23 protein-coding genes and 3 pseudogenes are annotated in these 25,943 nt (G+C 35.9%); 11 read left to right on the top strand and 15 right to left on the bottom strand.

Annotated features, from left to right (window positions below; all coding sequences use genetic code 11):
- Nucleotides 1-71: 71 nt before the first annotated feature.
- From ON07_RS06510 to ON07_RS06490, 5 genes are all read right to left on the bottom strand, one after another.
- A complete protein-coding gene (locus ON07_RS06510) occupies nucleotides 72-1,163 on the bottom strand; it encodes a tyrosine-type recombinase/integrase (protein ID WP_010229230.1) in 1,092 nt (363 codons plus the stop codon).
- A 164-nt stretch (nucleotides 1,164-1,327) separates the two neighbouring features.
- Entirely contained in the window at nucleotides 1,328-3,520 is a 2,193-nt protein-coding gene (locus ON07_RS06505; protein ID WP_010229227.1) for a B12-binding domain-containing radical SAM protein, read from the bottom strand.
- 34 nt (nucleotides 3,521-3,554) lie between these two features.
- Complete coding sequence (locus ON07_RS06500; RefSeq protein ID WP_010229225.1) at nucleotides 3,555-4,502, bottom strand: tRNA dihydrouridine synthase; 948 nt, start codon at nucleotides 4,500-4,502, stop codon at nucleotides 3,555-3,557.
- A gap of 54 nt (nucleotides 4,503-4,556) precedes the next feature.
- Nucleotides 4,557-4,985: a DUF4268 domain-containing protein gene (locus ON07_RS06495; RefSeq protein ID WP_010229224.1), complete on the bottom strand. Its 429-nt coding sequence runs from the start codon at nucleotides 4,983-4,985 to the stop codon at nucleotides 4,557-4,559.
- A gap of 1 nt (nucleotide 4,986) precedes the next feature.
- Nucleotides 4,987-5,655 (bottom strand): ZIP family metal transporter, encoded by a 669-nt coding sequence (locus ON07_RS06490; protein WP_010229222.1) that lies wholly within the window; start codon nucleotides 5,653-5,655, stop codon nucleotides 4,987-4,989.
- A 146-nt stretch (nucleotides 5,656-5,801) separates the two neighbouring features.
- On the opposite strand from ON07_RS06490, the gene ON07_RS06485 reads away from it, so the two are divergent.
- The gene (locus ON07_RS06485; RefSeq protein WP_033445045.1) at nucleotides 5,802-6,974 is read left to right on the top strand and encodes a THUMP domain-containing class I SAM-dependent RNA methyltransferase; all 1,173 of its coding nucleotides are present in this window, start codon (nucleotides 5,802-5,804) and stop codon (nucleotides 6,972-6,974) included.
- 598 nt (nucleotides 6,975-7,572) lie between these two features.
- Here the strand turns inward: ON07_RS06485 and ON07_RS06480 are convergent.
- Nucleotides 7,573-7,758, bottom strand: coding sequence for a hypothetical protein (locus ON07_RS06480; RefSeq protein ID WP_010229220.1), 186 nt, complete (start codon nucleotides 7,756-7,758; stop codon nucleotides 7,573-7,575).
- 134 nt (nucleotides 7,759-7,892) lie between these two features.
- Here ON07_RS06480 and ON07_RS15900 point away from each other — a divergent pair, with 134 nt between their 5' ends.
- Nucleotides 7,893-9,122: an alpha/beta fold hydrolase gene (locus tag ON07_RS15900; protein WP_010229218.1), complete on the top strand. Its 1,230-nt coding sequence runs from the start codon at nucleotides 7,893-7,895 to the stop codon at nucleotides 9,120-9,122.
- A gap of 519 nt (nucleotides 9,123-9,641) precedes the next feature.
- Here ON07_RS15900 and ON07_RS06470 read toward each other — a convergent pair.
- From ON07_RS06470 to rlmD, 4 genes are read right to left on the bottom strand one after another with little or no spacing between them, the layout of a single operon-like run.
- A complete protein-coding gene (locus ON07_RS06470; protein ID WP_010229217.1) occupies nucleotides 9,642-10,301 on the bottom strand; it encodes a DUF6048 family protein in 660 nt (219 codons plus the stop codon).
- A gap of 13 nt (nucleotides 10,302-10,314) precedes the next feature.
- Nucleotides 10,315-10,554: a DUF6452 family protein gene (locus ON07_RS06465; protein WP_237708877.1), complete on the bottom strand. Its 240-nt coding sequence runs from the start codon at nucleotides 10,552-10,554 to the stop codon at nucleotides 10,315-10,317.
- A 44-nt stretch (nucleotides 10,555-10,598) separates the two neighbouring features.
- On the bottom strand, nucleotides 10,599-10,847 hold the full coding sequence (locus ON07_RS06460) for a hypothetical protein (RefSeq protein WP_010229212.1): 249 nt from the start codon (nucleotides 10,845-10,847) through the stop codon (nucleotides 10,599-10,601).
- Nucleotides 10,829-12,238: a 23S rRNA (uracil(1939)-C(5))-methyltransferase RlmD gene (gene rlmD, locus ON07_RS06455; RefSeq protein ID WP_010229209.1), complete on the bottom strand. Its 1,410-nt coding sequence runs from the start codon at nucleotides 12,236-12,238 to the stop codon at nucleotides 10,829-10,831. Before rlmD ends, ON07_RS06460 begins: the two co-directional genes overlap by 19 nt.
- Before the next feature lie 169 nt (nucleotides 12,239-12,407).
- On the opposite strand from rlmD, the gene rocD reads away from it, so the two are divergent.
- The 3 genes from rocD (at nucleotide 12,408) to ON07_RS06440 (ending at nucleotide 15,032) form a co-directional block, all read left to right on the top strand.
- On the top strand, nucleotides 12,408-13,688 hold the full coding sequence (gene rocD, locus ON07_RS06450; protein WP_010229206.1) for an ornithine--oxo-acid transaminase: 1,281 nt from the start codon (nucleotides 12,408-12,410) through the stop codon (nucleotides 13,686-13,688).
- A 101-nt stretch (nucleotides 13,689-13,789) separates the two neighbouring features.
- Complete coding sequence (locus ON07_RS06445; RefSeq protein WP_010229203.1) at nucleotides 13,790-14,443, top strand: TrmH family RNA methyltransferase; 654 nt, start codon at nucleotides 13,790-13,792, stop codon at nucleotides 14,441-14,443.
- A gap of 37 nt (nucleotides 14,444-14,480) precedes the next feature.
- Nucleotides 14,481-15,032 (top strand): SRPBCC family protein, encoded by a 552-nt coding sequence (locus ON07_RS06440; protein ID WP_010229199.1) that lies wholly within the window; start codon nucleotides 14,481-14,483, stop codon nucleotides 15,030-15,032.
- A gap of 40 nt (nucleotides 15,033-15,072) precedes the next feature.
- Here the strand turns inward: ON07_RS06440 and ON07_RS06435 are convergent, their stop codons facing one another.
- The 4 genes and pseudogenes from ON07_RS06435 to rlmH all read right to left on the bottom strand — a co-directional run bounded on the left by ON07_RS06435 (nucleotide 15,073) and on the right by rlmH (nucleotide 18,929).
- On the bottom strand, nucleotides 15,073-15,831 hold the full coding sequence (locus tag ON07_RS06435; protein WP_010229196.1) for a carboxypeptidase-like regulatory domain-containing protein: 759 nt from the start codon (nucleotides 15,829-15,831) through the stop codon (nucleotides 15,073-15,075).
- A 66-nt stretch (nucleotides 15,832-15,897) separates the two neighbouring features.
- The gene (locus tag ON07_RS06430) at nucleotides 15,898-17,796 is read right to left on the bottom strand and encodes a DEAD/DEAH box helicase (protein WP_010229195.1); all 1,899 of its coding nucleotides are present in this window, start codon (nucleotides 17,794-17,796) and stop codon (nucleotides 15,898-15,900) included.
- Nucleotides 17,797-17,872: 76 nt separating this feature from the next.
- Nucleotides 17,873-18,445: a non-canonical purine NTP diphosphatase gene (locus ON07_RS06425; protein WP_010229192.1), complete on the bottom strand. Its 573-nt coding sequence runs from the start codon at nucleotides 18,443-18,445 to the stop codon at nucleotides 17,873-17,875.
- A 9-nt stretch (nucleotides 18,446-18,454) separates the two neighbouring features.
- A pseudogene (gene rlmH / locus ON07_RS14750) lies at nucleotides 18,455-18,929 on the bottom strand (23S rRNA (pseudouridine(1915)-N(3))-methyltransferase RlmH).
- A 41-nt stretch (nucleotides 18,930-18,970) separates the two neighbouring features.
- Here rlmH and nadC point away from each other — a divergent pair.
- The 5 genes and pseudogenes from nadC (at nucleotide 18,971) to priA (ending at nucleotide 24,639) form a co-directional block, all read left to right on the top strand.
- Nucleotides 18,971-19,829 (top strand): annotated as a pseudogene (gene nadC, locus ON07_RS14745) (carboxylating nicotinate-nucleotide diphosphorylase).
- 43 nt (nucleotides 19,830-19,872) lie between these two features.
- A complete protein-coding gene (locus ON07_RS06410; RefSeq protein WP_050915854.1) occupies nucleotides 19,873-20,763 on the top strand; it encodes a YihY/virulence factor BrkB family protein in 891 nt (296 codons plus the stop codon).
- Nucleotides 20,764-20,779: 16 nt separating this feature from the next.
- Nucleotides 20,780-21,343, top strand: coding sequence for a chalcone isomerase family protein (locus ON07_RS06405; RefSeq protein WP_010229184.1), 564 nt, complete (start codon nucleotides 20,780-20,782; stop codon nucleotides 21,341-21,343).
- Nucleotides 21,344-21,458: 115 nt separating this feature from the next.
- Nucleotides 21,459-21,848, top strand: coding sequence for a DUF2147 domain-containing protein (locus ON07_RS06400; protein WP_010229183.1), 390 nt, complete (start codon nucleotides 21,459-21,461; stop codon nucleotides 21,846-21,848).
- A 336-nt stretch (nucleotides 21,849-22,184) separates the two neighbouring features.
- Nucleotides 22,185-24,639: pseudogene (priA, locus tag ON07_RS14740) on the top strand (replication restart helicase PriA).
- A gap of 70 nt (nucleotides 24,640-24,709) precedes the next feature.
- On the opposite strand, the gene ON07_RS06390 reads toward priA, so the two are convergent.
- Nucleotides 24,710-25,420 carry a LytR/AlgR family response regulator transcription factor gene (locus ON07_RS06390; protein WP_029331597.1) on the bottom strand — a complete coding sequence of 237 codons (711 nt, stop codon included), beginning with the start codon at nucleotides 25,418-25,420 and terminating at the stop codon, nucleotides 24,710-24,712.
- Nucleotides 25,421-25,604: 184 nt separating this feature from the next.
- Between ON07_RS06390 and rpsF the strand changes: the two genes are divergently transcribed.
- Nucleotides 25,605-25,943 (top strand): 30S ribosomal protein S6, encoded by a 339-nt coding sequence (gene rpsF, locus ON07_RS06385; RefSeq protein WP_010229179.1) that lies wholly within the window; start codon nucleotides 25,605-25,607, stop codon nucleotides 25,941-25,943.

The raw sequence follows: 25,943 nt of genomic DNA, 5'->3' as shown, positions 1-25,943 counted from the left end.
TTTTTCGACAGTGTTCATTTTGTTCTTTCATAGGTATAGTACTAAAAGGTTTAATTTTTAGTCAACCTATTTCAGGAAAGTACATGCTTTAAGGCTACATCCAACGGACTCTTAATCTTCAGTAAATCATGCTGACTCACATGGGTGTAGATCATCGTGGTTTCCGGGCGGGAATGCCCTAACAATGCCTGAATGTGCCTTAAATCGATCCCATTTTCTAACATATGGGTTGCATATGAATGTCGTAAGGTATGTGGAGTTACATGTTTCTTAATCTTCGCTCGGCTACATGCTAATTTCAAAACACTCCTCACAGAAGATGAACTATATTCCTCTCCATCTTTACCTTCAATAAATAACTTCTCAGGCTTATAACTTGTTAAATAATTATAGAGCAACGGAATAAAAGACTCGGCCATCACCACATGCCTATCTTTTCTTCCTTTTGCATTTCGTACATAAATCTGCCGACGATCCACATCTATATCTTGCAGCCTCAAACTTAAAGCCTCTCCAATTCGCAAGCCCGAAGAATAAATTAAAATTAGAAGGGTACGATGCTTCAAATTTCGGGTTGCTCTAAAAATGTCAATCACTTCCTCTTTGGAAAGCACCACCGGTAAATACTTGCTTTTATTAGGCCTGTCTATTTCATCTACATTTAAAGCCTCTAGTTTATGCAGTTTTTCAAATTGCTTCAAAGCACTTATACATTGCCTATGCGTGCTAATGGCATAAGATTTTTGTGCGATCTCTTTTTCAATAAATAATTCTAAATCCCTCGTGGTATAGGTTGAAATTGCTTTGTTCTGAAATTTTAATAATTTCAATATAAAGGTGTTATAGGTTCTAATAGTGCTTTTACTATAGCGTTTGCCTTCCAAATAAGAGCTAAAAATTTTTAACTCTTCTTCAATTTCTGGACTAATGGTAAATGATTGCAAAGCTGAATAATCGATGCTACATTCAAATTTCTTAAGGTGGCGGTAGAGTTTTCCTTTATTCTGCTGAGTGAATTCCACATAGAAACAGGAATGAGTTTTGGTCCATTTAACTTCTTCCAGTTCTTTTATATGAATTTTTAGTGCAGCATTATATCTAAAAGCGATGCCAATTTGTAAAACACCTTTGTGTTCTAAGGGAAAAAGTTTAACCTGCTCCATAATCTTTTTAATTATAGAGTTAAAATACTATAAATAAGTGATTTATGAATAAAGGAGAAGTTAATCTTTTATCGATTTTGCAAGAATTATTTCAATACATACAATTAATAAAACTTCGTCACTTTGCGAATTAAATGCTGAAATGTTACCTGATCAGAAGATTATTATAATGTCAACAAGCCATTGGATTTTAAAACTTCGATAGGTTTAGAGAACCAAAAAAGTTCGAAGTCTTCAAAATCGGTTTCAAAATTCTGTTTGAGCTGGGAAAATGAAACCTGCTTTTCATTTGTAGGCATCAGTTGATCTAATATTTCCAATAGCCAATCTCCTATTTCTTTTTCAAAAGTAAGCTGAAAAGTTTCTGTGGCGGTATGAAAAGTCATTTCCAGTTGATGCCTAGTAACTCCTCTTTTCGTCTTTACTTGTTCAGCAACCAGTGGCATTCCACCTAACCATACAATTTTAGCTGTTGGTTTTATGCTGAAATTAGGCTGAATATCTAAACTCTTATTGATGAAGTCGGGACTAATTTGAGTCTTCGGAATTTTAAAGTCGAACCATTCTTGAAGCGGTAGTTCAAATCCGATTCCGTGCATGAAATTGAAAAGCGATTTTTTAAGTCCGAAACTGAATTTTGAATGATCTATGCCCGTATGGTCCTTAAAATTTACATCGTTGTTGGCAAAAGTGATGTTTTGATAGTTTGGTGTTATTCCATATTCCGAAGGATTTAAGCCTACCGGACTATGAGCTGTTAAAGCGAACTGATGCCAAAATCCGGACTGAATAATGCCAAGCTCGAACAACTGCCGCACCATTTCTAAACTGTCCACAGTTTCTTGCACCGTTTGTGTTGGGTAGCCGTACATTAAATAGGAATGCACCATGATGTTGGCTTCGGTTAAATTTCGGGTTACCTGTGCCACTTGAGCTACCGTTACACCTTTATCTATCAATTTCAATAACCTATCTGAAGCTACTTCGAGTCCGCCGGAAATTGCAATACATCCGGAAGCCTTTAGCAAAACACAGAGATCTTTAGTGAAGTTCTTTTCAAACCTAATATTGGTCCACCAAGTTACTGTGAGTTTTCGCTTGATAATTTCTAAAGCCAGAGATTTCATCAAGGCCGGAGGCGCAGCTTCATCTACAAAATGAAATCCATTTTCGCCTGTTTGAGCTATGAGCTGCTCCATTCTATCTACCAATATTTTGGCAGCAATGGGCTCATAAATTTTAATATAATCTAAGGAGATATCACAAAATGTACATTTTCCCCAATAACAACCATGCGCCATGGTAAGCTTATTCCAACGTCCATCGCTCCATAAACTGTGCATTGGGTTTGCAATTTCAATCACCGAGATATAATCCTCTAATAAAAGATCTGAATAATCCGGAGTGCCCAAATCACTCTGTTTATAATCTGATCTTGGCGTATCATCTTTATAAACCACTTTTTCATTTTCCAATAAAAAAGTTCTTTTAAATGTCGGTTTTTCTGAAGTTGGATTGCAAACAGCTTCTACCAATAATTCTATAGGTAATTCTCCATCGTCTAAAGTGATGTAATCTAAAAACTCGAAAACCCGCTCATCTGAAATGGATCGTAATTCAGTATTCGGAAATCCGCCACCCATCGCGATCTTAATATGCGGGTAATTAGCCTTTATATATTGCCCGCATCTAAAGGCACTGTATAAATTCCCCGGAAAGGGAACAGAAAGACACACCAGTTTAGGATGAATCTTTTGTAAATATTCCTCAAGAATTTGCAGCGTGATGGCATCTATTAATGTGGTTTCTTCTTGCAGTTCCTCATAAAGTTCATCGAAAGAATTGGCGCTTTGTCCAAGACGTTCGGCATACCTGCTAAATCCAAAATTATCATCGATACATTCGATAATAAAATCTGATAAATCTTCCAGATATAAAGTGGCCAAATGCTTGGCTTTATCTTGCATTCCCATAGATCCAAAAGCCCAATCCATATCGTCTAACTGATCGAATCTAGATGCACGAGGCAGAAAGGTATCGGTGCAAATTTGTCTTGCCAAGGTGTGATTCTTACCTTGAAGAAACCGAACCACTTCATCTAAAGGCTGTAAATAAACTTCTTTTAAAGCATAAATGCGTTCGCAATTTTCAGATTGAATACTGTCTGTTTCAAAAGCGATCTTAAAAAGTTCTCTAAAGACTTCTTCAGAAAAAAGCTCTAAAATCACTTCTATCCCCAGATCTATCTGATATGCTGAAATGTTTTTGGTGTTCAGAAATCCTTTTAAATAAGCCGTTGCCGGGTATGGCGTATTTAATTGGGTAAAGGGTGGCGTAAGAAGTAAAAGGTCTTTCAAAATAGCATATTAAATAGATGCCTACAAAGGTAGTTTATTGTTCGCTTTTTAAAATTTCTGACACAGCTTGTTTATAAGCCTTCGGATTATTCGCTTTTTTAATCTTTTTGAAACTCTTCTGCGGATTCGAAAAAGACTGAGAAAAATAGCTCCAAAATCCTTGCATTTTCATCTTGATAGGAGTAGGACCGGAAAGGGCTGCATCGTATTGCTCATAAATAGTATCGTGAAATTCGCTGAAGATCTTCCAGCGGTCTTTAGGATATGCTGTGGTATTATTTTTAATCATACTCGGTAAAAATGGATCTGCAATAAGTCCGCGACCAATCATAAAATGATCGATACTAGGGAAACGCTCTTGCATCTGCTTAAATGCCGCCACAGTGGTAACATCCCCATTGTAGTATAATTTGTGTTTGGTACTGCTCACACAGCGCTCAAATGCATCCAGATCTACACCGCCTTTATAGAGTTGCTTCCCAATACGAGCATGAATTGCAATATTTTTCAGCGGATATTTATCCAGAATTGGGAATGCCTCCAAGATTTCATTGCTATTTTCATAACCCATTCGCATTTTCATAGAAACCAGAATATCGGTTTCAGAATGTGCCCGATCTAAAATGTGGTCAATTTTTGCGGGATCACAAATCAATCCAGACCCCATTCCACGTTTGGTGACCATCGGGTAGGGGCAACCTAAATTCCAGTTTAGTTCTTTATATCCCAATTCCTGCACATACTTCGCTACAAACAAAAATTCTTCGGCATCATTGGTAATTACCTGCGGAATTACATCTAAAGTATTATTATGCTCCGGCAGAAGATCCCGCTGATAGGAATTTTTTACTACCATTTTCCCATCTAACCTAATGTAAGGAGCATAAAACGTATCAATTCCGCCGAAATAATGGTGAAAAGCATTCCGAAAACGAAAATCTGTAAATCCTTGTAAGGGAGAAGATAGTAAGGTAAAACTCATAGGCTAAATAATGCCGGCAAAGATAGCTTAAAAAGTGAGCTTAAAGTATTAGAATTAAGCCTCGATAAATTCTTTATACTCTATAAAAAATGCTTGCAAATTTTTCATATTAGAGCTCAAAAATTCATAAACTTCTAGCCAATGATTTTTATTATGGATATTCACCGAATCCAGCTGCGCATAAAATCTGGAAACTTCCTTTCCTTCAGGGAGTAAATAATGTTTTTCTATTTTCAAATCAGGGATATATTCATCTTTTAAAATGGTCCTTAAAGCGTATATTTTTTCAAAATAATATTCCTGAATCACCTCATCTGCACTGGAAACATCTAAGGAAACTTGTGCGAAGTCGTTGTTAAAAGTGAATTTTAATTGCACTTCTTTAATTCCGGTATTATACAATACCCATTTATGAGGATACTTTTTTCCGAAGCTGGTCCAGAATTCTTCTCGAATCTTTTTGGAATCTTCTTTACTAAACATCTTAGAGTAAATATGCTAATAATATCCCGGCAACAATTACCGCTAATTTTGAAGCGTTAAAAGTATGATTTTTGGAAGCTTCAAAGATAATGGTTGTTGATACATGCAAAAAGATTCCAATAACCAATGCACTTATGTAGGAGGTATATTTGTTTAATATTTCAAAATTCGCAGCCATCCAACTTCCTAAGGGCGTCATGAGGGCAAAGAGTATTAAAAACAAGGCAACTTTATATTTTTTGATTTTAGACTGAAGTAAAAAAGCAGCTAAAATTGCGGCTACAGGAATTTTATGAATCACCACGCCATACAATAAATGTTCTGTAGTACTCAGCGGGAATCCTTCTAACAGAGAATGAATTCCAAGACTTATCAATAGTAAAATCGGGAAGTTAGAAGTATTTTCATCATGATGAATATGGCCGTGTTCTGCACCTTTAGATAAAAACTCCAAAACTATTTGAAGCAATAATCCCAGCATTATGAAAATCCCAATTTGTGCATCCCCGGTATTATAAACTTCCGGAAGCAATTCAAAAACTGTCACTGACAATAAATAGGCTCCACTAAAGGAAAGCAGTAATTTAAATGCTAAAGATGAATTCGGTTTTAAAAATAAGGCGATTAGAAACCCAATAAGAACCGATAAAAGTGGCAGAATATAAATCATTTATTAAAGTACGTTCTCTAGATTTGTCTTTCTAAGTTAACTGTTATGGATCGTAAATATTCCTTTAAATATGGGTATTCTCACCAGTATGTAATTATCATATCGCACAAAAATAATGTATTTTTGCCGTTTAAGAAATGATGGGAATGGATAATAATTTTGAAATGGTTGCCAAAACACTTTTTGGCTTCGAACCTATATTGGCAAAGGAATTGCGAAATCTTGGCGCAATGAATATCAAAGAAGGTGTACGAAATGTGCAATTTACTGGGGACAAAGGTTTTATGTACAAAGCAAACCTTTGTTTGCGTACCGCCATTAAAATTTTAAAACCTTTTAAGTCTTTCAGAATTAATTCTGAAGAGGATCTTTACAATGAGATCAAAAAGATCGCCTGGGAAGATTTTATGGATGTAAAAGATACTTTGGCGATAGATGCCACTGTCCATTCTGAACAATTTACGCATTCTAAATATATCGCGCAGAAAACAAAAGATGCTGTTGTGGATAGATTTAGAGAGAAATTTGGAAGCAGGCCAGATGTAGATCTGGATTTTCCAACCTTAAGGATAAATATACATATAGAGCATAATTACTGTAATGTATCTTTAGACAGCTCGGGACAATCGTTACATAAGCGTGGGTATAAAACCGCAACGAACATCGCTCCAATAAATGAGGTATTGGCAGCCGGAATGTTGTTGTTTTCTGGTTGGGATGGGCAAAGTGATTTTATGGATCCTATGTGTGGGAGTGGAACTATTTTGATAGAAGCTGCAATGATAGCTTGTAATATTCCACCAAATCTTAATAGAAAAGAATTTGCTTTCGAAAAATGGAAAGATTGGGATGTAGATCTTTTTGAAAAAATCGAAGAATCTGTACTTAAAAAAGTTAGGGATTTTCATTTTACAATTACAGGTTACGATAAAGCACCTTCAGCAATCAACAAGGCAATAGATAATGTGGAGAATGCAAATCTTGGAGAGTTCATTAAAGTGAAGAAACAAAACTTCTTTGAAAGTGCTAAAACGAGTGAACGACATTTGCATATGGTTTTCAATCCGCCATACGGGGAACGATTAGACATCGATATGCCTGCTTTCTACAAAGAAATAGGGGATACCTTAAAACAAAGTTACCCGGATACCGCAGCGTGGTTTATCACCTCAAATTTAGAAGCAATCAAGCACGTTGGATTAAGACCTTCTAGAAAGATCAAACTTTTTAACGGAGCCTTGGAATCTAAGTTGCTGAAATACGATATTTATGCGGGTACCAAGAAACTGCATAAACTAAGGGACCAAGAAGAGGAGTAGTAAATTTCATGCACATTTCGACTCCGCTCAATGTGACAACTGTATTGTCCTTTCGAGCGAAGTCGAGAAATCTTAGTGGTAATGAGATTATTATGTTCTATTGAGATTCTTCAATGCGTTTCACTCCTTTCAGAATAACACATTTATTTAATTGTCATCCCGATGAAAGAGGGATCTCTATTTAAGGAGATTTTGTTCCATTTAGATTCTTAAGTACACCATGTTTCCTTCAGAATAATAATTTTTTTTATACACATTTCGACTTCGCTCAATGTGACAATTGTATTGTCATCCTATGTTTGTAATCTATTGCAGTAAAGAAGCGTTACTTCGTATTCACATTTCGACAAGCTCAATGTGACAACTGTATTGTCCTTTCGAGCGGAGTCGAGAAATCTTAGTGGTAAGAGGATTCTTCTGTTCCACTTAGATTCTTCAGTCCACTGGGTTTCCTTCAGAATGATAATCTTTTTATACACATTTCGACAAGCTCAATGTGACAATTCAATTTTGTCATCCTGAGCTTGTCGAAGGACTTTTATTCTATCAGGTGTTTTCTAGTATAGTCCCCGTGAACTCTCTTGAATTTTGAGCTATTCTAACGATCTCCTCGGTTAAATAGATCAAATTCTATTTCTGCCTTAAGACCTTTTTCAAAATCTCCCAATTGATGTGTAGTCTTCTCGGATTCTGAATTGTTAAATGGCATCTTGTCTATTATGGATAAACTCATTTCAATAGTTGAACTAAGTACTGCTGAGAATGTGTTAACTAAAACTTTCATAATACTCTATTTTTATTATTAATTTTTGTTATATAAAAGTAGGTATGAGACTGATATTTAGGTATATGAGATCAGGATTAGCATCTATGCGAAAAGTATTTTTAATGAAGAAAGGAAAGGCTTAACTTTATAAGATGCAGACCGCAAGAACTAAGTATGCACGTTCGGGTGGGGTGAATATTGCCTACCAAGAGTTTGGTAGCGGGGACATTTGTTTGATCGTAGTGCCAGGCTGGATCTCGAATGTGGAGCAGTTTACTAACATTCCGCCATTAGCGGCTTGGGTAAGTTATCTCACAGGTTTTTGCAAGTTAGTTCTATTTGATAAACGCGGGACAGGACTTTCTGATAGGATAAATGAAAATCAACTCCCGAATATGGACCAGCGTGCTGAAGATCTTTTGGCGGTTATGAAACATGCCAATATTGAAAAAGCAGCACTATGCGGCCTTTCTGAAGGTGGCCCTCTCAGCATACATTTTACCACGACCTATCCCGAAAAGGTTACCAAACTCATACTTTTTGGATCATTCGCGAAATGGGTAAGAACTGATGATTATCCATACGGCCTTACTGAGCAAGGTCATTTAAAGACCATTAAATATATGGCAGATAACTGGAGCGGCCCGGTAGGATTGCAACTTATGGCTCCCAGTGTAATGAAAGATCCTGAAGCACAAGATTATTGGGCTTCTTATTTGAGACATAGTGCCAGTCCTTCTGCAGCAATTGCCTTGTACAAAATGAACCTCGATATCGATGTTAGACACTGTCTAGAAAAGGTGAAACATCCAGTTCTACTTATTCATCGGGAAGATGATAAACTGGTGGAATGCGGTCATAGTAAATTTTTACAGCAAAACATAGCCGGATCAAAACTGTTGCTTACTAGCGGAGCAGATCATTTACCTTGGTTTGGGATCAATAGAGAAGAATTGATATCCCTGCAGACTTTCCTTTTAGATGGTAATGTAGTAAGAGACAAAAGGCTTGATAAGCTTAGTGCCGAGGATATTTTTGCTATTTATTCTATCAAGGACCATATTGAAAAGCATTTTGAAGAGGAGATTTCCATAAGTGGTCTTGCTCGGCAATTCGGCATCAATGACTTCAAGGTGAAAATAGGTTTCAAGGCATTGTTCGGAACTCCGGTTATAAACTTCCTTAATCAAACCAGACTTGAATATTCCTTACGGCTTTTGTCAGATTCCGGTCTTACTATGAGCGATATTGCTGAACGGGTTGGGTATAAGCATCCCAACAATTTTTCAATAGCCTTTAAAAGAAGATATGGTATGCCCCCGAATAAATATCGAATTAATTTAATGAAAGGAAAGCGTCCTAAACCTAGCCATATCGATTGAATTGGTTCCTTACTTTTCTTGATTCTATTGAGTTTCCTTCAGAAAGACATTCAGTTTTATACACATTTTGACAATCTCAATGTGACAATTGTATTGTCCTTTCGAGCGGAGTCGAGAAATTTTAGTTGTAAAGGGATTATTCTATGGATAATATTTCTAATAATTTGGTCACCCTGAACTTGATTCAGGGTCTAATAGAATACTGAAGTTTAAGACATTACAGAAGCTGAAACAAGTTCAGCTTGACGTTCTAAATTATTTTCATAACCTAGGAGGAGGCTCATTGATATGATTTTGTTCCATTGAGATTCTTCAATGCGTTTCACTCCTTTCAGAATGACACATTTATTTAATTGTCATCCCGATGAAAGAGGGATCTCTATTTAAGAAGATTTTTTTCCATATTTAATCTTAAGTACACCATGTTTTCTTCAAGAAGACACTCAGTTTGATAAACATTTCGACTCCGCTCAATGTGACAACCCAATTTTGTCATCCCGACGAAGGAGGGATCTCAATTTACTTCCTCGCTTTCTTATAAAGCGGGATGAGGTAAGAGATATTATAACTATAACCCACACCAAACTGACTAAAATCGTTAGTAGTTCCAAAGCCGGGGATGTATAGATTATCCATGTTGGACGGAGTGGTTTGAGTAACTTGCCTTTTAAGTTGCACATTTGCTCCAAGGTATAAATTCTGAAACAACTCTACTTTAATCCCCACGATAAGCTCTGCCCAACTTGCAGTAAGTCCTTTTGTTTCTTCGGGAGTATCGATGATATCTGCAGGAAAATAGGGTTCTTGAGTAGCAATTGCATAGCTTTCTAAAGTCTGAGAAAAAGTGGAGAAGCCATATCGGAGGCCTATAGTAATGGCATTTTCCATTCCTGCCCAGTTTTCATATGCATTATAATCGGCACCTAGTTTTATATAGCTTCCTTTGGCACTCACACTTAGATTTTCTTCGAATAAATCCATTTGCTCATTTCCAAGTTCGCCAGCTAAATAATAATCCTTATAAATTCTATAATCCCCTAAAAGTTCTAATCCGCTATATTCATCCTGCAATAAAGTTCGTAATGGCTTGCTAAGGTCTACACCAACGCGAAGCCCATAACGTTCTTTATAATTAACAGTATCTGTAGCAGTTTGCGCATTGGAACTTTCTATTCCCAACAGGCAAAAAATGCTAATGAAAAATAGAAATATGTGTTGATGTTTCATCTTCTACAGTGGGTTGTTCTACTACAATTCTTTTAATCCAATTATTAATTTCCGGTGTTTCAATTTGCCTTTTAGCATCTAGATCTACATAAGTCACCCTAAAACTACAGGCTCTATTAATATATTCTCGATTTCGAGCATAGGTGAAATCAATAACATCGATATTTTCTTCTGAAGTGTCATCATTATCACTTTCATTCAAGATAAATTCGTACGTAGTTAAATCTACATCGGTCTTTAAAGCAATATTTATTTCTGAGGGATTAGCAGAAATTGGAAAATTACCATCTCCACCTTCAGCCTAATAGTTAAATTAGCAACTGGTTTAGGGATGGTGTCACTATCTGCTTCAGCATCAAAAAATGAGATTTTTAAAAGCGGAGTAATCACAGTAGATTCTGCGCAGATATCATCTTTTTGACAGCTTAAATTAACAAGTAAAACGAGCAGTAAAAATATCCCGGAAGCCCTGAGTAACTTTATCTTTTTTCCAAACATACTACGTTTTCTACATGAAAGGTTTGTGGAAACATATCTACAGGTCGAACTCTGGTTACTTTATAATGTTCATCTAAAAGAGCCAAATCTCGGGCCTGTGTAGCCGAATTACAACTAACGTATACAATTCGTTGAGGCAAGATACCAATTATTTGAGCAACTACATCCTTGTGCATTCCATCCCTAGGAGGATCGGTAATTATAATATCCGGATGCCCATGTGCGTTAATAAAGTCTTGAGTGAATACCTTTCTCATGTCTCCTGCATAGAACTCGGTATTTTCTATATTATTTCGTGTGGCGTTCTCTTTTGCATCTTCAATTGCTACCGGCACAGCTTCTATCCCGACAACTTTCTTCGCTTCTTTAGCAACAAATTGTGCGATGGTTCCTGTTCCTGTGTAAAGGTCATACACCAATTCGTTTCCTGTAAGTCCGGCGAAATCTCTGGTTACTTTGTATAATTCGTAAGCTTGCGCAGAATTGGTTTGGTAGAAAGATTTGGCGTTTATCTTGAACTTCAAACCTTCCATTTCTTCAAATATATAGTCTTCTCCTTTATAACAAATCACTTCCTGATCGTAAATAGTATCGTTTCCTTTGCCATTAATCACATATTGAAGCGAAGTGATCTCCGGAAATTTTTCAGCTAAACTATCTAAAAGTAACATTCTTTTTTCTTTGTCTTCAGCAAATAATTGAAGCACTACCATGATCTCCCCGGTAGAGGAAGTACGAATCATTAGGGTTCGCAATAAACCATGCTGATTTCTGGTATTAAAAAATGGGATGTCATTTGCAATAGCAAATTCCTTCACATGATTTCTAATAGCATTACTGGGATCCTCTTGTAAATGACACTTTTTAATATCTAGGATCTTATCCCACATGCCGGGAATATGAAACCCTAAGGCATTTTTATCGTCGAAATCCTGATCGCTATTAATTTCGTTCAGCGTTAACCACCTGCTATCACTAAAAGAGAATTCCATTTTATTTCTATAAAAATAGATCTCCTGGCTTCCCAAAATTGGTTCTATCTCTGGCAGTTCTATTTTACCTAACCTAGTTAAGTTATTGGTTACCTCTTGCTGTTTGTAAAATAACTGGTGCTCGTAGCCCATATGTTGCCATTTACAACCTCCACAGGTTCCAAAATGTTGGCAAACAGGCTCTACACGCTTATCTGAAAGTTTATGGAACTTTGTGGCAGTTCCTTCGTAAAAAGATTTTTTCTTTTTGGTAGTTCGAATATCTGCGACATCTCCAGGAACAGCATTGTTTATAAAAACCACTTTTCCATCCGGAGCCTTTGCGATACTTTTTCCTTTGGCACCGGCATCTATAATTTCTAATTCTTCAAAAACCAGATTTCTTTTCTTTCTTCCCATAGCGCAAAAATAGGATATTTGTGAAGATTTTATAGTGCTCCCATTATAAATTTCAGATAACATTTAGTAATTTGCGCTTGTTGAATTTTTGGGTGATTTCTCTCCAATTTAACACTTACAGACTACACAAAAGAAGGAATTGTTAGAATAATTATTTAAAATACAGAATATGCAATTAGAAAAAGTAACAGCTTCAGACCAGGCAATAGAAATGGAAGACAAACACGGAGCTCATAACTACCATCCATTACCGGTAGTGTTGAGTAAAGGAAAGGGAGTTCATGTTTGGGATGTAGAAGGCAAACAATATTATGATTTTCTTTCGGCGTATTCTGCAGTGAATCAAGGTCATTGTCATCCAAAGATTGTAAAAGCGATGCACGATCAGGCTTCTACCTTGTCCCTTACCTCAAGAGCTTTTCATAATGACATCTTAGGGCCTTACGAGAAATACATCACAGAATATTTTAAATTCGATAAAGTGCTTCCAATGAATACGGGAGCCGAAGCGGTTGAGACAGCAATAAAAATCGCTAGGAAATGGGCTTATGAGAAGAAAGGGGTAGAGGAGCACCAAGCACAGATAATTGTTTGCGAAAATAATTTCCACGGAAGAACAACTACCGTGATCTCTTTTTCTAACGATGAGAATGCTCGTAAGAACTTCGGACCTTATACACCTGGATTTATTAAGATTCCATATAATAACATCAACGCATTAAAAGTCGCTTTGCAGAGTAACGATAATATTGCAGGGTTCTTAGTAGAGCCAATCCAGGGAGAAGCTGGAGTTTACACACCGGCAGATGATTATATGAAGCAAGCAAAAGAATTGTGTAATAAGCATAACGCACTTTTTATTGCAGATGAGATCCAAACAGGGATTGCGCGTACCGGTGGTTTATTAGCGGTTTGTGGAAATTGTAACTGTGAGGCACATTGTGAACGACAAGAAACCTATGTTAGACCTGACATGTTAATCTTAGGAAAAGCACTTTCCGGAGGAAATTATCCGGTTTCTGCAGTTTTAGCAGATGATGAGGTGATGAATGTGATCCAACCTGGACAACATGGTTCTACCTTTGGTGGAAATCCGGTTGCAGGAGCAGTTGCTATTGCTGCATTAGATGTGGTGAAAGATGAAAACCTTATTCAGAATGCCAGAAAACTTGGGAATCTTTTCCGAAGTGAAATGAATAAATATATTGAATCTAGTGATTTAGTAAGTTTAGTAAGAGGAAAAGGGTTGCTTAATGCAATTGTAATCAACGATTCTGAAGAAAGTTCTACTGCTTGGGATATTTGTATGGCTCTTAGAGACAATGGTCTTTTAGCAAAACCAACTCATGGTAATATCATTCGATTTGCACCACCATTGGTGATGACAGAGGATGAAATATTAGACTGTGTATCTATTATTATTAAGACTTTGAAGCAGTTTGAAAAATAAGAATAGCATACTTTTTTAAATAACATAGACCGATCTGAATTGATTTTTAGATCGGTCTTTTTTAATATCTTCGAATAAAAACGTACCAAACATCAAATTAAATGGCCAGTAAAGAGTTTTTGGCATTTTTAGAAGAGTTGCTCACTCCGGAGCGAAAAGCTTTATTTAATAAGGTGATCGCGCAGCGAACCAATCATTTTACGGTGGTTTCAGAAGACGTTTATCAATTACATAACACAAGTGCAGTGATTAGAAGCTGCGATGTATTTGGGATACAAAATGTACATGTGATCGAAGAGCAGAAAGTTAAGAAGATAGATCGTGAAATTGCTATGGGAGCACAAAAATGGGTGACTCTTAACAGGCACGACGACAGCTTAAAATGTATACAAAAACTAAGAGAGGAAGGCTACCAGATTATTGCCACTTCGCCTAATGCTGAAGCTATTGAGTTATCGGATTTTGATATAGACAAACCTGCCGCACTTTTTTTAGGAACAGAAAAGGATGGGCTGTCCCAAGAAGTATTATCCAATGCAGACCAGTGTATAAAAATCCCGATGGTTGGATTTACAGAAAGTTTAAACATCTCAGTTTCGGCAGCAATTATCCTACAAGAACTTACATCGAGATTAAGAAAAAGTAAAATTTCTTGGGAATTGAGTGATTATGATAAAAATGAAGTTAAATTTGAATGGTTGAGAAAAAGTTTCAAAAATTTCGATCAATTGGTTAAAAGGTTTGAGAATAGCTAATATTTTTTAATTTTATAGATAATAACAGAAAACCTACATGACTCTATTTTTTTATATTCTTATTGCCATCATAACTTTTATAGCATTCCTACATGCTTGGGCAAAAAAGGAATTTGATATTAGTAGAACTCTGGTAATTAATCGTTCTAAAGAGGATGTGTATAATTTAGTGCGACAACTAAAAAAACAACATCACTGGATGCCTTGGTTTAAAAAAGATTATAAAGGGATCTTAAGATTTAATGGTGATGATGGAAAGCAAGGCGCGCTCTTATATTGGAGAAAAAATAATAGACTTTTTGAAGGTACCCAAAAGATTGTGAAGCTTAATCAAGGTCGCATCATGGAAACAAGAGTTCTTGTTTTAAGACCAGCAAAATTAATATGTTTGGAATACAAGGGTCTTAAAGAGCTCGAAGAAAATAAAACAAAAATGGTTTGGGGCATTAGAGGAGGTCTGAATTTCCCTTTTTCGGTAATTGCTCTTTTTCAGCCAGTAGATAAAATGCATGGGGAAGATCTGGAACTGGGACTAAAAAACCTTAAAGCAATGCTTGAATATAAGCATGAAAAAACCGAAGTCAATTAAGTATCAACTTCGGTTATAATATTTTTATTCTCTTAATTACTTATCTCTTCAATACCTTATACTCTTCATAACATCCACTAATTGCATCTAAGATCTGTAGATCGTTTGCTGAATTCATGAAATCTTTAGAATAATTACAACGAGCAAGGATCTCTTCGATCTCTACAGCACTAATTTGTAAAACCGCTGCTAAAGTTTGCCTATCGAATTTATTCTGAAGTAGTTTTCGTATTTCATCATCTTCCTTCATTTTACGTAACTTTTTCATCTGCCGGGGTTTATTTCCGAAGAGATTATAAAGCGCATCTGCAGGGTTAAAAATAGCGCCTAAAGCTTTGGCTGCAGCACCGGGGGAATAACTTCCGCCTTCATACCCGGAATTTAGCCCGGAAATACTATATCTGCTATTCTCATAAATTGGAATATTCTTAACGTCTATTTCAAGATAGCCTGTAAGTGTGATCGGGCTAACAACTACTTCTTCTAAAGCAATTCCCAACTCGGTCATTTTCACCTTTACACTCCCATATTTTAACCAGTCATTAGTAACCCGAACCTGAATGGTTCTAAATCCCAAATAAGAAAAATAGAGGGTGTCATTTACGGTTGCCTGAATCTCAAAATCTCCTTCTTCAGTGGTTGTGGTACCCTTTACCTGATTTAGGTTTACGATATTCACATTTTCCAAAGGAAGATCATTGGAAGCATTTAAAACTTTTCCACTAACAATATCCTGTGCTTTTAGCGCACTTGTAGTGAAAAGAATTATAAAAAATGAAAGGATAGGTAGTAACCTCATAAAAGTAAAATACATTGGGAGAAATATAGTAATAACTATACCAAACTCCTCCCAATGGGTATTAATTTATGATCTTTTAGATTTTCTGCGATTTACAGAACTAGAAATGTTCTTTTTTCTGCTTCCGCCACTTCTTCCAGATGATTCACCTGAATTTTCAGAACCTGGTGATCTTCTTCGGCTTGAACCTTCTGAAGATGAGCTACCTCCGTTTCTAGAAAAAGATGGTTTGTCTGATCTATCTGATCTTCTTCCTCTAGATTCTGAAGAACTATCGCTTCTTCTAGATTTAAAGTCTCCACCGCTTTTACCGCGACTTCTATTGCGATCTCCGCCTCCTGAAGATCTTCTTCCGCCACCGCGACCGGTGTCTTGAGAAACTTCAACATTTACACTTCTTCCTTGATGTTGTACATTTTCGAAAGTAGCGATCACTTTTTCAGCCATTTCAGAACTAGTGTTGAAGAAAGAAAAACTCTCTTTTACATCTACTCTAGAAACGTCATCTCTTCCAAGATCCAATGTTTCTTTAAGGTAATCCTTAAGTGACATCCAATCGAAATCGTCCTTTGCTCCAACATTAATGAAATAACGTGTGCTATCCCCGTTAGAACCAGAATCTCTATCACGAGAATTTGATACTTTAGAATTAAGATCTTTTGCGTTCTTATAATGGTTAAAGAATCTTGTAAATTCTACAGAAAACACCTTTTTAATGATTTCTTCTTTTGTAAAACCTTCCAAAACAGCCTCTATACTTGGTAAGTAAGGATCTATATCGTGATTTATTGTAGTATTCTTTATGTCGTTAGCAAGGTGAAAAAGCTGAACTTCACAAATTTTCATTCCGTCTGGAATTTCTTTTTGTTCAAAGTTTCTTTTTATTATGCGCTCGATACTCTTAATCTTTCTAAGTTCACTCTTAGAAACAATCACCATAGAGATACCAGTTTTTCCTGCTCTACCAGTTCTACCACTTCTGTGGGTGTAGATCTCCGGCTCATCGGGTAATTGGTAGTTTATTACGTGTGTAATATCATCTACATCAATTCCACGGGCAGCAACATCTGTTGCAACCAACATTTGGATCTGGCGATTTCTAAAACTCTTCATCACCATATCACGTTGATTCTGACTTAGATCTCCGTGTATAGCTGCGGCACTATAGCCATCTTCTACTAAGTTTTCGGCAACTTTTTGAGTATCTCTCTTTGTTCTACAAAAGATCACAGAGAAAATATCTGGATTAGCATCGGCTAACCTTCTCAAAGCGGCATATCTATCGCGAGTGTTTACTAAATAGTACTCATGAGAAACATTCGTAGTACTCTCGTTCTTGTTTCCCACAGTAATTTCTACCGGGTCATGCATGAACTTTTTAGCGATGGTAGCTACTTCTCTAGGCATTGTAGCAGAGAATAACCAAGTGCTCTTCTCTTGAGGCGTATGAGATAGAATATTGGTGATATCTTCAAAGAATCCCATATTCAACATTTCATCTGCTTCATCCAAGATGCAATACTCAAGTTGAGAAATATTAACCAACTTACGCTTGATCATATCTTGCATTCTTCCCGGAGTAGCAACAATAATTTGTGCTCCACGTCGAATTTGCTGGGCTTGATCTGTAATGCTTGCTCCACCATAAATAGCAACTGTATTTAATCCTGGCGTAAACTTCCCGTAATTTTTAAGCTCATTTGTAATTTGTAGACACAATTCCCTGGTAGGGGAAAGAATTAATCCTTGTGTATGCTTACTTTGTGCGTTGATCTTGTGGATAAGTGGAAAACCAAAAGCGGCGGTTTTTCCGGTACCTGTTTGGGCAAGTGCTACCATATCGGTGTCTTCTTGCAATAAAATTGGAATCGCTTTTTCCTGTACCTCACTCGGCTCTGTAAAGCCCATTTCCTCAACAGCTTTAAGTATGGCAGGATTTAATCCTAATTGTTCAAATTTATTCATATAAAATTTTAATAAGCGGCAAAGGTACGATTTCCTTTACAGCTTACACTAAAATTCTTAAATGAATATTAACCAACTATTTAGCTAGATATTCTATGAGATTTTGAAGCGCTTTTCCGCGATGACTCAACTTAGATTTTTCAATTAGTTCCATTTCGGCGAATGATTTATCGAAATTATTTGGCTGAAAAACAGGATCGTATCCAAAACCGTGTTCTCCCTTTCGCTCTTTTAATATTATTCCTTCGCAAATTCCGGTGAATAATAATTGATGATCATTAAGATTTAATGCGATCACAGTTTTAAATCTTGCAGATCTGTTTTCTTTATCTTGAAGGTTTTTGAGTACCTTATTTATGTTTGCTTCGTTGTCTTTTTGCTCTCCCGCATACCTTGCTGAAAAAACTCCCGGCTCTCCATTGAGCGCTTTTACTTCCAATCCGGTATCATCTGCAAAACAATCCATTTGGTAATGCTCTTTAACAAAATTTGCTTTTAAGATGGCGTTTCCATCAATAGTATCGGCTGTTTCAGGAATTTCTTCAAAGCACCCTATATCGTCTAAAGAAAGCAGAGTGATGTCTTTAGGAAATAGCGCCTGTACTTCCTTTAGTTTGTTTTTATTGTGAGTAGCAAATACAAGTTTCATAATAATTTTTTAGCGATGATGGTAAGGTTCGTTCCTTAAAATAGTAAAGGCTCGATATAATTGTTCTGTAAAAAAAAAGTCGAACCATCTGGTGAGAAAAGGTCATTTTTGAAAGGGACACTTTACTGTCGGCTCTGTTGTAAACTTCTTCAGAAAAACCATAAGGCCCTCCAATTACAAAGATTACCTGTTTTAATCCGCTGTTGAAGCGCTTCTGAATAAATTCAGAAAAACCAACAGAGCTAAGCAATTTCCCATTTTCATCTAATAGCACGACAAAATCTGAAGGGTCGATTTTATTCAGAATAAGTTCCCCTTCTTTTTGTTTCTGCTGATTTTCATTCAGGTTTTTGACTTTCTTCAGGTCGGGAATCAGTTCAATTTCAAATTTGTTATAAAACTGAAGCCGTTTCACATAAACATCCGTTAAATTTTGAAGGGTTTTATCATCTGTTTTACCTATACCAAGTAATTTTATGGTCATTTTACTAAGACTTTGCTACATTTACAAAAATAACTATTGCGATGATTTCACAGGTACAATTTCAAAAGGAAATTGAATTAATTATTTCTAATGCTATACGAGAGGATGTTGGAGACGGAGACCACAGTTCTTTGGCCTGTATTCCAAAGGAAGCAAAAGGTAAAGCTAAACTGCTCGTAAAGGATAACGGTATTATCGCCGGAGTGGAGTTTGCTAAGCAGGTTTTTAATTATATAGACCCGGAACTTAAAGTGGAAACTTTAATTGAGGATGGAGAAAGAGTTCAGAAAAGGGATATTGTTTTTTATGTGGAAGGTTCTTCGCAATCTATTTTAAAAGCAGAACGATTAGTATTAAATGCGATGCAGAGAATGAGTGCTATTGCTACTAAAACAAACGAATTTGTAAAAAAGCTAGAAGGCACTAATACTCAAATTTTAGATACCAGAAAGACGACTCCCGGCATTAGAGCTTTAGAAAAGTGGGCGGTTAAAATAGGCGGAGGTGAGAATCATAGATTTGCCCTTTACGATATGATCATGCTAAAGGATAATCATATAGATTTTGCCGGAGGGATTACGCAAGCAATAGATAAAACTAAAACTTACCTTAAGAATAATGAGCTAGATCTCAAAATCATTGTGGAAGCAAGGGATATGGAGGAGATCCAAGAGATATTAGAAAGTGATGGTGTTTATAGAATTCTTATAGATAACTTTAATTACGAAGAGACAAAAAAGGCTGTGCAACTTATAAATAAAAAAATGCTTAACAGAATCTAGTGGGGGAATTACATTGGATACTGTTAGAAAATATGCAGAATGTGGAGTAGATTATGTCTCTAGTGGGGCTTTAACGCATTCAATTTATAATATGGATCTTAGTTTAAAAGCAGTGTAGTGCATGCGAGCGAAAAAAATCTTCCAAATCATTATTAGTTAGAATATCTGATGCTTGGGAGTATAGAACCCGTAAAATAATTTTACCAGGGCTGGATGGACTTACCTTTCATGATCTATGGGTTATCTATACCGGAGGGATAATTCATGGTACATTTTCTACCAGGGCAAGTGCTATTGCTTTTAGTTTTTTTATGGCGCTGTTTCCTTTTTTGCTATTCATTTTGAATCTTATACCATATATCCAATTTATAGACGATTTTCAGTTGCAGTTTTTGGTATTTATGGACTCTCTTTTACCGCCAACAACTTCAGAATTTTTTGATGAAGTATTTTATGATATTGCCAGCACTCCTAGAGGAGGTTTATTATCTGTAACATTTATTCTGTCTGTATTTTTAATGACCAATGGAGTGAATTCTATTTTCACGGGCTTCGAATATTCCTATCATACTAGCACCAATAGATCTGTCTTTCGTCAATATTTTGTGGCAATAGGGATTTCAATAATCATGGCATTGTTGTTGCTAATTACAGTAATATTAGCGGTTTATCTAACATATGCAGTAGATGACATCAGTCAATTAGGGATTTTTGGAGATAAAAGTTTGTCACCAAAATTAGTAAAATACACCGCCTTTATATTATTGATTTATACAGCTGTGGCAACCTTGTATTATTCAGGAACGCGAGAAGGCAGGCAGGCACGATTTTTCTCGGTAGGAGCATTATTTACTACTATTTTAATCTTGCTAAACACCTATCTATTTGGTTTGTATATCGAAAATTTTAGTAGATACAACGAATTATATGGGTCTATAGGAGCACTTTTAGTACTTATGGTCTATATATGGTTAAATTCTAATATATTGTTACTCGGATTTGAATTGAATGCCTCGTTACTTAAAATGAAAAAGAAAACTAAATTAAATTAACTAAACTCAAATTAAAATGAAAAATGTTTTATTGTTATTGTTTGCAATGGTAACTATTACTTCCACATCTGCACAAACTGAAGCTGCCGGAGTTACTTTGCCAAATTCTGTTACTTTCGATGGCGAAAAATTAGCGCTGAATGGAGTAGGGGTTAGAGAAAAGTTTTGGATGGATATGTACGCCGGAGCTTTATACTTGGACAAAAAGAATGCTGATGCTAATGGAATTGTAAATGGGAATCAGCCAATGGCTATTAAATTACACATTGTTTCAAAATTAATCACTAGTGATAAAATGATCGATGCTGTAAATGAAGGTTTTGAAAATGCTACAGGCGGAAAGACTTCAGGAATTTCTAAAGAGATATTTCAATTCAAGAGTTATTTTTCAGAAGAAATAAAGAAAAACGACATTTTTGATATGGTATATTTGCCTAAAGAAGGTGTGAAAGTTTACAAGAACAATAAATTGTTAGGAACCATTGAAGGTATGGAGTTTAAGAGAGCATTATTTGGAATATGGTTATCTAAGAAACCGGCAGATAAGGATCTTAAGCAGGCAATGTTAGGTAAAAGCTAATTAAACCTTTTGTTAAGGGATAATCTCCAATCTTACGACCTTCTTTAGAATATATAATTGCTTTCCAGATATGAAAATGAAAAATCCTACTTTAATATGCCTCCTACTTCTTTGTATGAGCTTTAATTCTCAAGCACAATCTGTGTTGGGGAAATGGAAGACTGTAAATGAAGAAACTGGCTTATCTACCTCGATCATAGAGATCTACAAAGTAGGTGATGAGCTTAACGGCAAGGTGGTTAGGATTTTAAATGAAGACGATAGGGACAGAGTATGCACTAAGTGTGAAGGCGAATTGAAGGACAAGCCTATTGAAGGCATGGTAGTAATGACAGGATTGGAAAAAACAGGTGATGAATATGAAGGTGGAACGGTGACAGATCCAAAGACCGGAAAGGTTTATAGATGTAAGATCTGGTTGGATGAGGACAATCCTGAGAAATTGAAAGTAAGAGGATATATATCCTTTTTCTACCGAACTCAAACTTGGTTGCGAGCCAATTAAATTATTGAATGTTGAATTGTTAAAAAAATCCACTCTTTTAAGGAGTGGATTTTTTATTTGATTTAAAAAGAAGTTTAAATTTGTTGAAATACTTTTTTCAAACTCTATTGCTTCATAGTGTCACATCGAGCGTCCCGATGGTTATCGGGATCGAGATGTTTTTAAGTCCCTTCGACTACAATTTATCTCGACCGTTTAAGAGTTTTAGGATCTCTTTTCAATGTGAATCAATATAATATTTAGACCCTGAAATAAATGCAGGGTGACGAGAGAAGAGAGCTATTAGGACAAAAAGAGGTTATACATTAAATTTGTTAATCAACTTAAAGATACTGCATGGGTTTTTATATAAATGTAATTCTACCGCTACCATTAGAAATGCAATTTACCTATGAAGTGTCTCAAGCTGAGTCTGAAATTCTTACTCCCGGAATGCGGGTCGCGGTTCCTTTTGGGAAATCTAAAATCTATACAGCAATAGTTGCCTCTATTCATACAACAGCTCCGGAAAAATATGAAGCCAAAGAGATTGAGCAAATTCTCGATGATACCGCAATAATTACAGAAAATCAATTAAAATTCTGGAAATGGATTTCTTCTTACTACATGTGTGCCGAAGGGGAAGTGCTAAAAGCGGCGCTCCCCGGAGGATTCTTATTGGAAAGTGAAAGTTTAATTCAGTTGTTGCCATCTGGGAATGGTGAAGAGGTAGAAATGGATGATCAGGAATACCTGATTTATGAAGCTTTGCAACGGCAATCGTCCCTTAAAATTCAAGAGATCATACAGCTGTTGGATAAGAAAACAGTCTTACCTGTTATCAATAGGTTGGTGTCTAAAGGAGTTGTGATTGTAAATCAGGAAATTTTCGAGCAGTACAAACCAAAGTTGATACGCTATGTGAAATTGAATGAAAAGTTTTTAGAAGAAAAGGAAATGCATTTGTTGCTGGATGGGCTAACTAAGGCTCCCAAGCAAAAGGCAGTAATACTAACTTTTTTTTCAGCTTCAGGCTAAATCCAAGAAACCTCTTGAGTTAAAAGCACTTTCCAAAGCCAGTGGCACTTCTACGGCTGTAATTAAGAGTCTTATAAATAAGAATATTTTAATAGAATATCATTTGCAAAAAGATCGAATTCAGTTCGATATCGATGAGGTGAATCAAAAAATGAAATTAAATGAATGGCAACAAACTGCATTTAATGAAATTACAGAAGCTTACCAGGATACAGATGTTTGCTTGCTGCATGGAATTACCTCTTCCGGAAAGACGGAGATCTATATAAAACTTATTGAGCAAGTGATCAAGGAAGGAAAGCAGGTTCTTTATTTGCTTCCGGAGATAGCCTTAACAGCGCAATTGGTTTCCAGATTACAATCTTTTTTTGGAGAGCAGGTGTTGGTATATCACAGTAAATATTCCGTGAATGAACGTATGGAAGTGTATAATCATGTTTTAAATGATAATGAGAAAGCAAAGATCATTTTAGGAGCACGTTCAGCGATATTTCTTCCATTTAAGGATTTGGGTCTTATTGTAGTAGATGAGGAGCATGAGACTACCTTTAAACAATTTGATCCTGCGCCAAGATACAATGCAAGGGATGCTTCGGTAGTTCTGGCAAAGTTTCATGATGCAAAAGTGCTAATGGGTTCGGCTACCCCTTCTTTAGAATCTTATTATAATGCTACTCATAATAAATATAAGCTTGTTTCATTAGATCGGAGGTATGGGAATGTCTTGCCTCCTGAAATCGAAATTGTAGATCTCAAGGAGAAATACAAAAAGAAGCGAATGACAGGGCATTTTTCTGATAGGTTATTGGAAGAGATCAAAATAACTCTGGAAGAAGGAGAGCAGGTGATTTTATTTCAGAATAGAAGAGGTTATTCCCCAATATTAGAATGTCTTACATGTGGGCACTCACCGCAATGTCCTAACTGTGATGTTAGTCTTACATACCACAATAATAACAATCAATTACGTTGTCACTATTGCGGCTACCATATGGCAATGCAAAAGCAATGTATGGCTTGCGAAAGCGTAGAATTAACAACTAAAGGATTTGGAACCGAGCAAATTGAAACAGAATTAAAGTCTTTACTTCCGGAAGCAAGAATTGGCCGTATGGATCTAGATACTACTCGTGGCAAGCATGGACACCAAAAAATAATAAGTGCTTTTGAGCAGGAGAGTATCGATGTTTTAGTAGGGACACAAATGCTAAGTAAAGGATTAGATTTCAGAAAAGTAAGATTGGTAGGTATTATGAACGCCGATAACTTATTAAATTTTCCGGATTTTAGAGCACACGAACGTAGTTTTCAGCTAATGCTTCAAGTGGCCGGGAGATCGGGAAGGACTAAGAATAGGGGGAATGTGATTATTCAAACCTACAATCCGCATCATCAAATTGTAAAGCAGGTTTCAGAAAATAACTATCTGGAAATGTATAAGGAGCAGTTAGAAGACCGCTACCAATACCAATATCCTCCATATTATAAGCTTATTAAATTTACAATTAAAAGTAAGGATTACTCTAAAACCAACGATGCAGCCGACTGGATTGCAAAGTCTCTGACAAATGTATTTAAGGAAAATGTATTAGGGCCGGAATTTCCGCCGGTGGCACGAATAAGGAGTGAATATTATAAAAATATTCTTTTAAAGATTCCGCCTAACCAATCATTGGGAAAAACAAAAAAGTATATTCAGAAAATCTTAACCAGTTTTAAAGCTATTGGAATGTGGAGAAGTGTACGAGTAATCTCTAATGTAGATCCTTCCTAATAGGAATCAGCCTTCATTTATATTTAATAAAAAATAAAGGTTTAATAGGGGTCTTTTAAAAGCTTGAAAATTATTGCATCGCGCTTAATGCTTCAATAAGATTTGCTTTCTTATGTCTACTTAAGGGAAGTTGTTGTTTATCGATCTCGATATTCTTACTGTTATAACGCTCTACCTTTTCAAGATTCACGATATAGGATTTATGAATTCTTAAAAACTTATCTGAAGGTAATTGTTGTTCAAAAGATTTCATAGTAGCAAGAACCACGAACGTATCTTTTTCGGTTACAAACTTTACATAATCCCCAAGAGCTTCAATATATTTTAACTTACTTAGAAATACTTTTCTGTTCTTAAGATTACTTTTCACAAAAATGAAATTCTCGTCTTCTACGGGAACACCATTCGTCTTTAACTGGTAAAGATTGATCGCCTTTGCAACTGCATTATTAAAACGCTCCTTATTAACAGGCTTATGTATATAATCTACAGCATCGTAATCGAATGCTTTAAATGCATATTTAGTTTTACCAGTTACGAATATAATTTGAGGTTTATTTGGAAGGTCATCTAGAAGTTCGAATCCTGTAAGGATCGGCATTTCAATATCTAAAAATATAAGATCTACCTCTGTATCCAGCAAACCATTCTTAGTCTCTATAGCATTATTGTATTGTGCAACCACCTTTAAGTTAGGGTGATCCATTATTAGCTTTACAATCGATAACCGTTGTAAGCTGGAATCATCCACAACCGCACATTTAAGTAAAATTTCGTCCACGTCTTGGTAAGGTTAAGTATAAACAATATTACTCATAAAATTCTATTAAAGCAAGATAAATGGAAATAGGTTTCGATGAAATACCATTTTGGGATTGCAAAATCTATAATAGGTAATAGGAAAGGCTTTGTGGATAATAAAAATAGTGTTACTTTTGCAGCCAATTAATTTAAATCATATTAGTATGAATCATTATGAAACTGTTTTCATCTTGAATCCCGTTTTATCTGATGAACAGATAAAGGAGACAGTTAAGAAATACGAAGATTTTCTTGTTTCTAACGGCGCCAAGATGGTATCCAAAGAAGATTGGGGGCTAAAAAAATTAGCTTATGCAATCCAACACAAAAAAAGTGGATTTTACCACTTATTCGAATTTCAAGCTCCAGGAGAGGTTATTAACCCTTTAGAAGTTGAATTCAGAAGAGAAGAGCGTATGATGCGTTATCTAACTGTACGTTTAGATAAGCATGCAATTGCTTGGGCTGAAAAAAGAAGAAATAGAAACAAAGAAAAAGCGTAG

It is taken from the genome of Gillisia marina, from assembly GCF_000258765.1.
GTDB lineage: Bacteria > Bacteroidota > Bacteroidia > Flavobacteriales > Flavobacteriaceae > Gillisia > Gillisia marina.
Note: the sequence above shows the minus strand (reverse complement) of the source record. Positions and strands in the feature narration are given on the sequence as shown.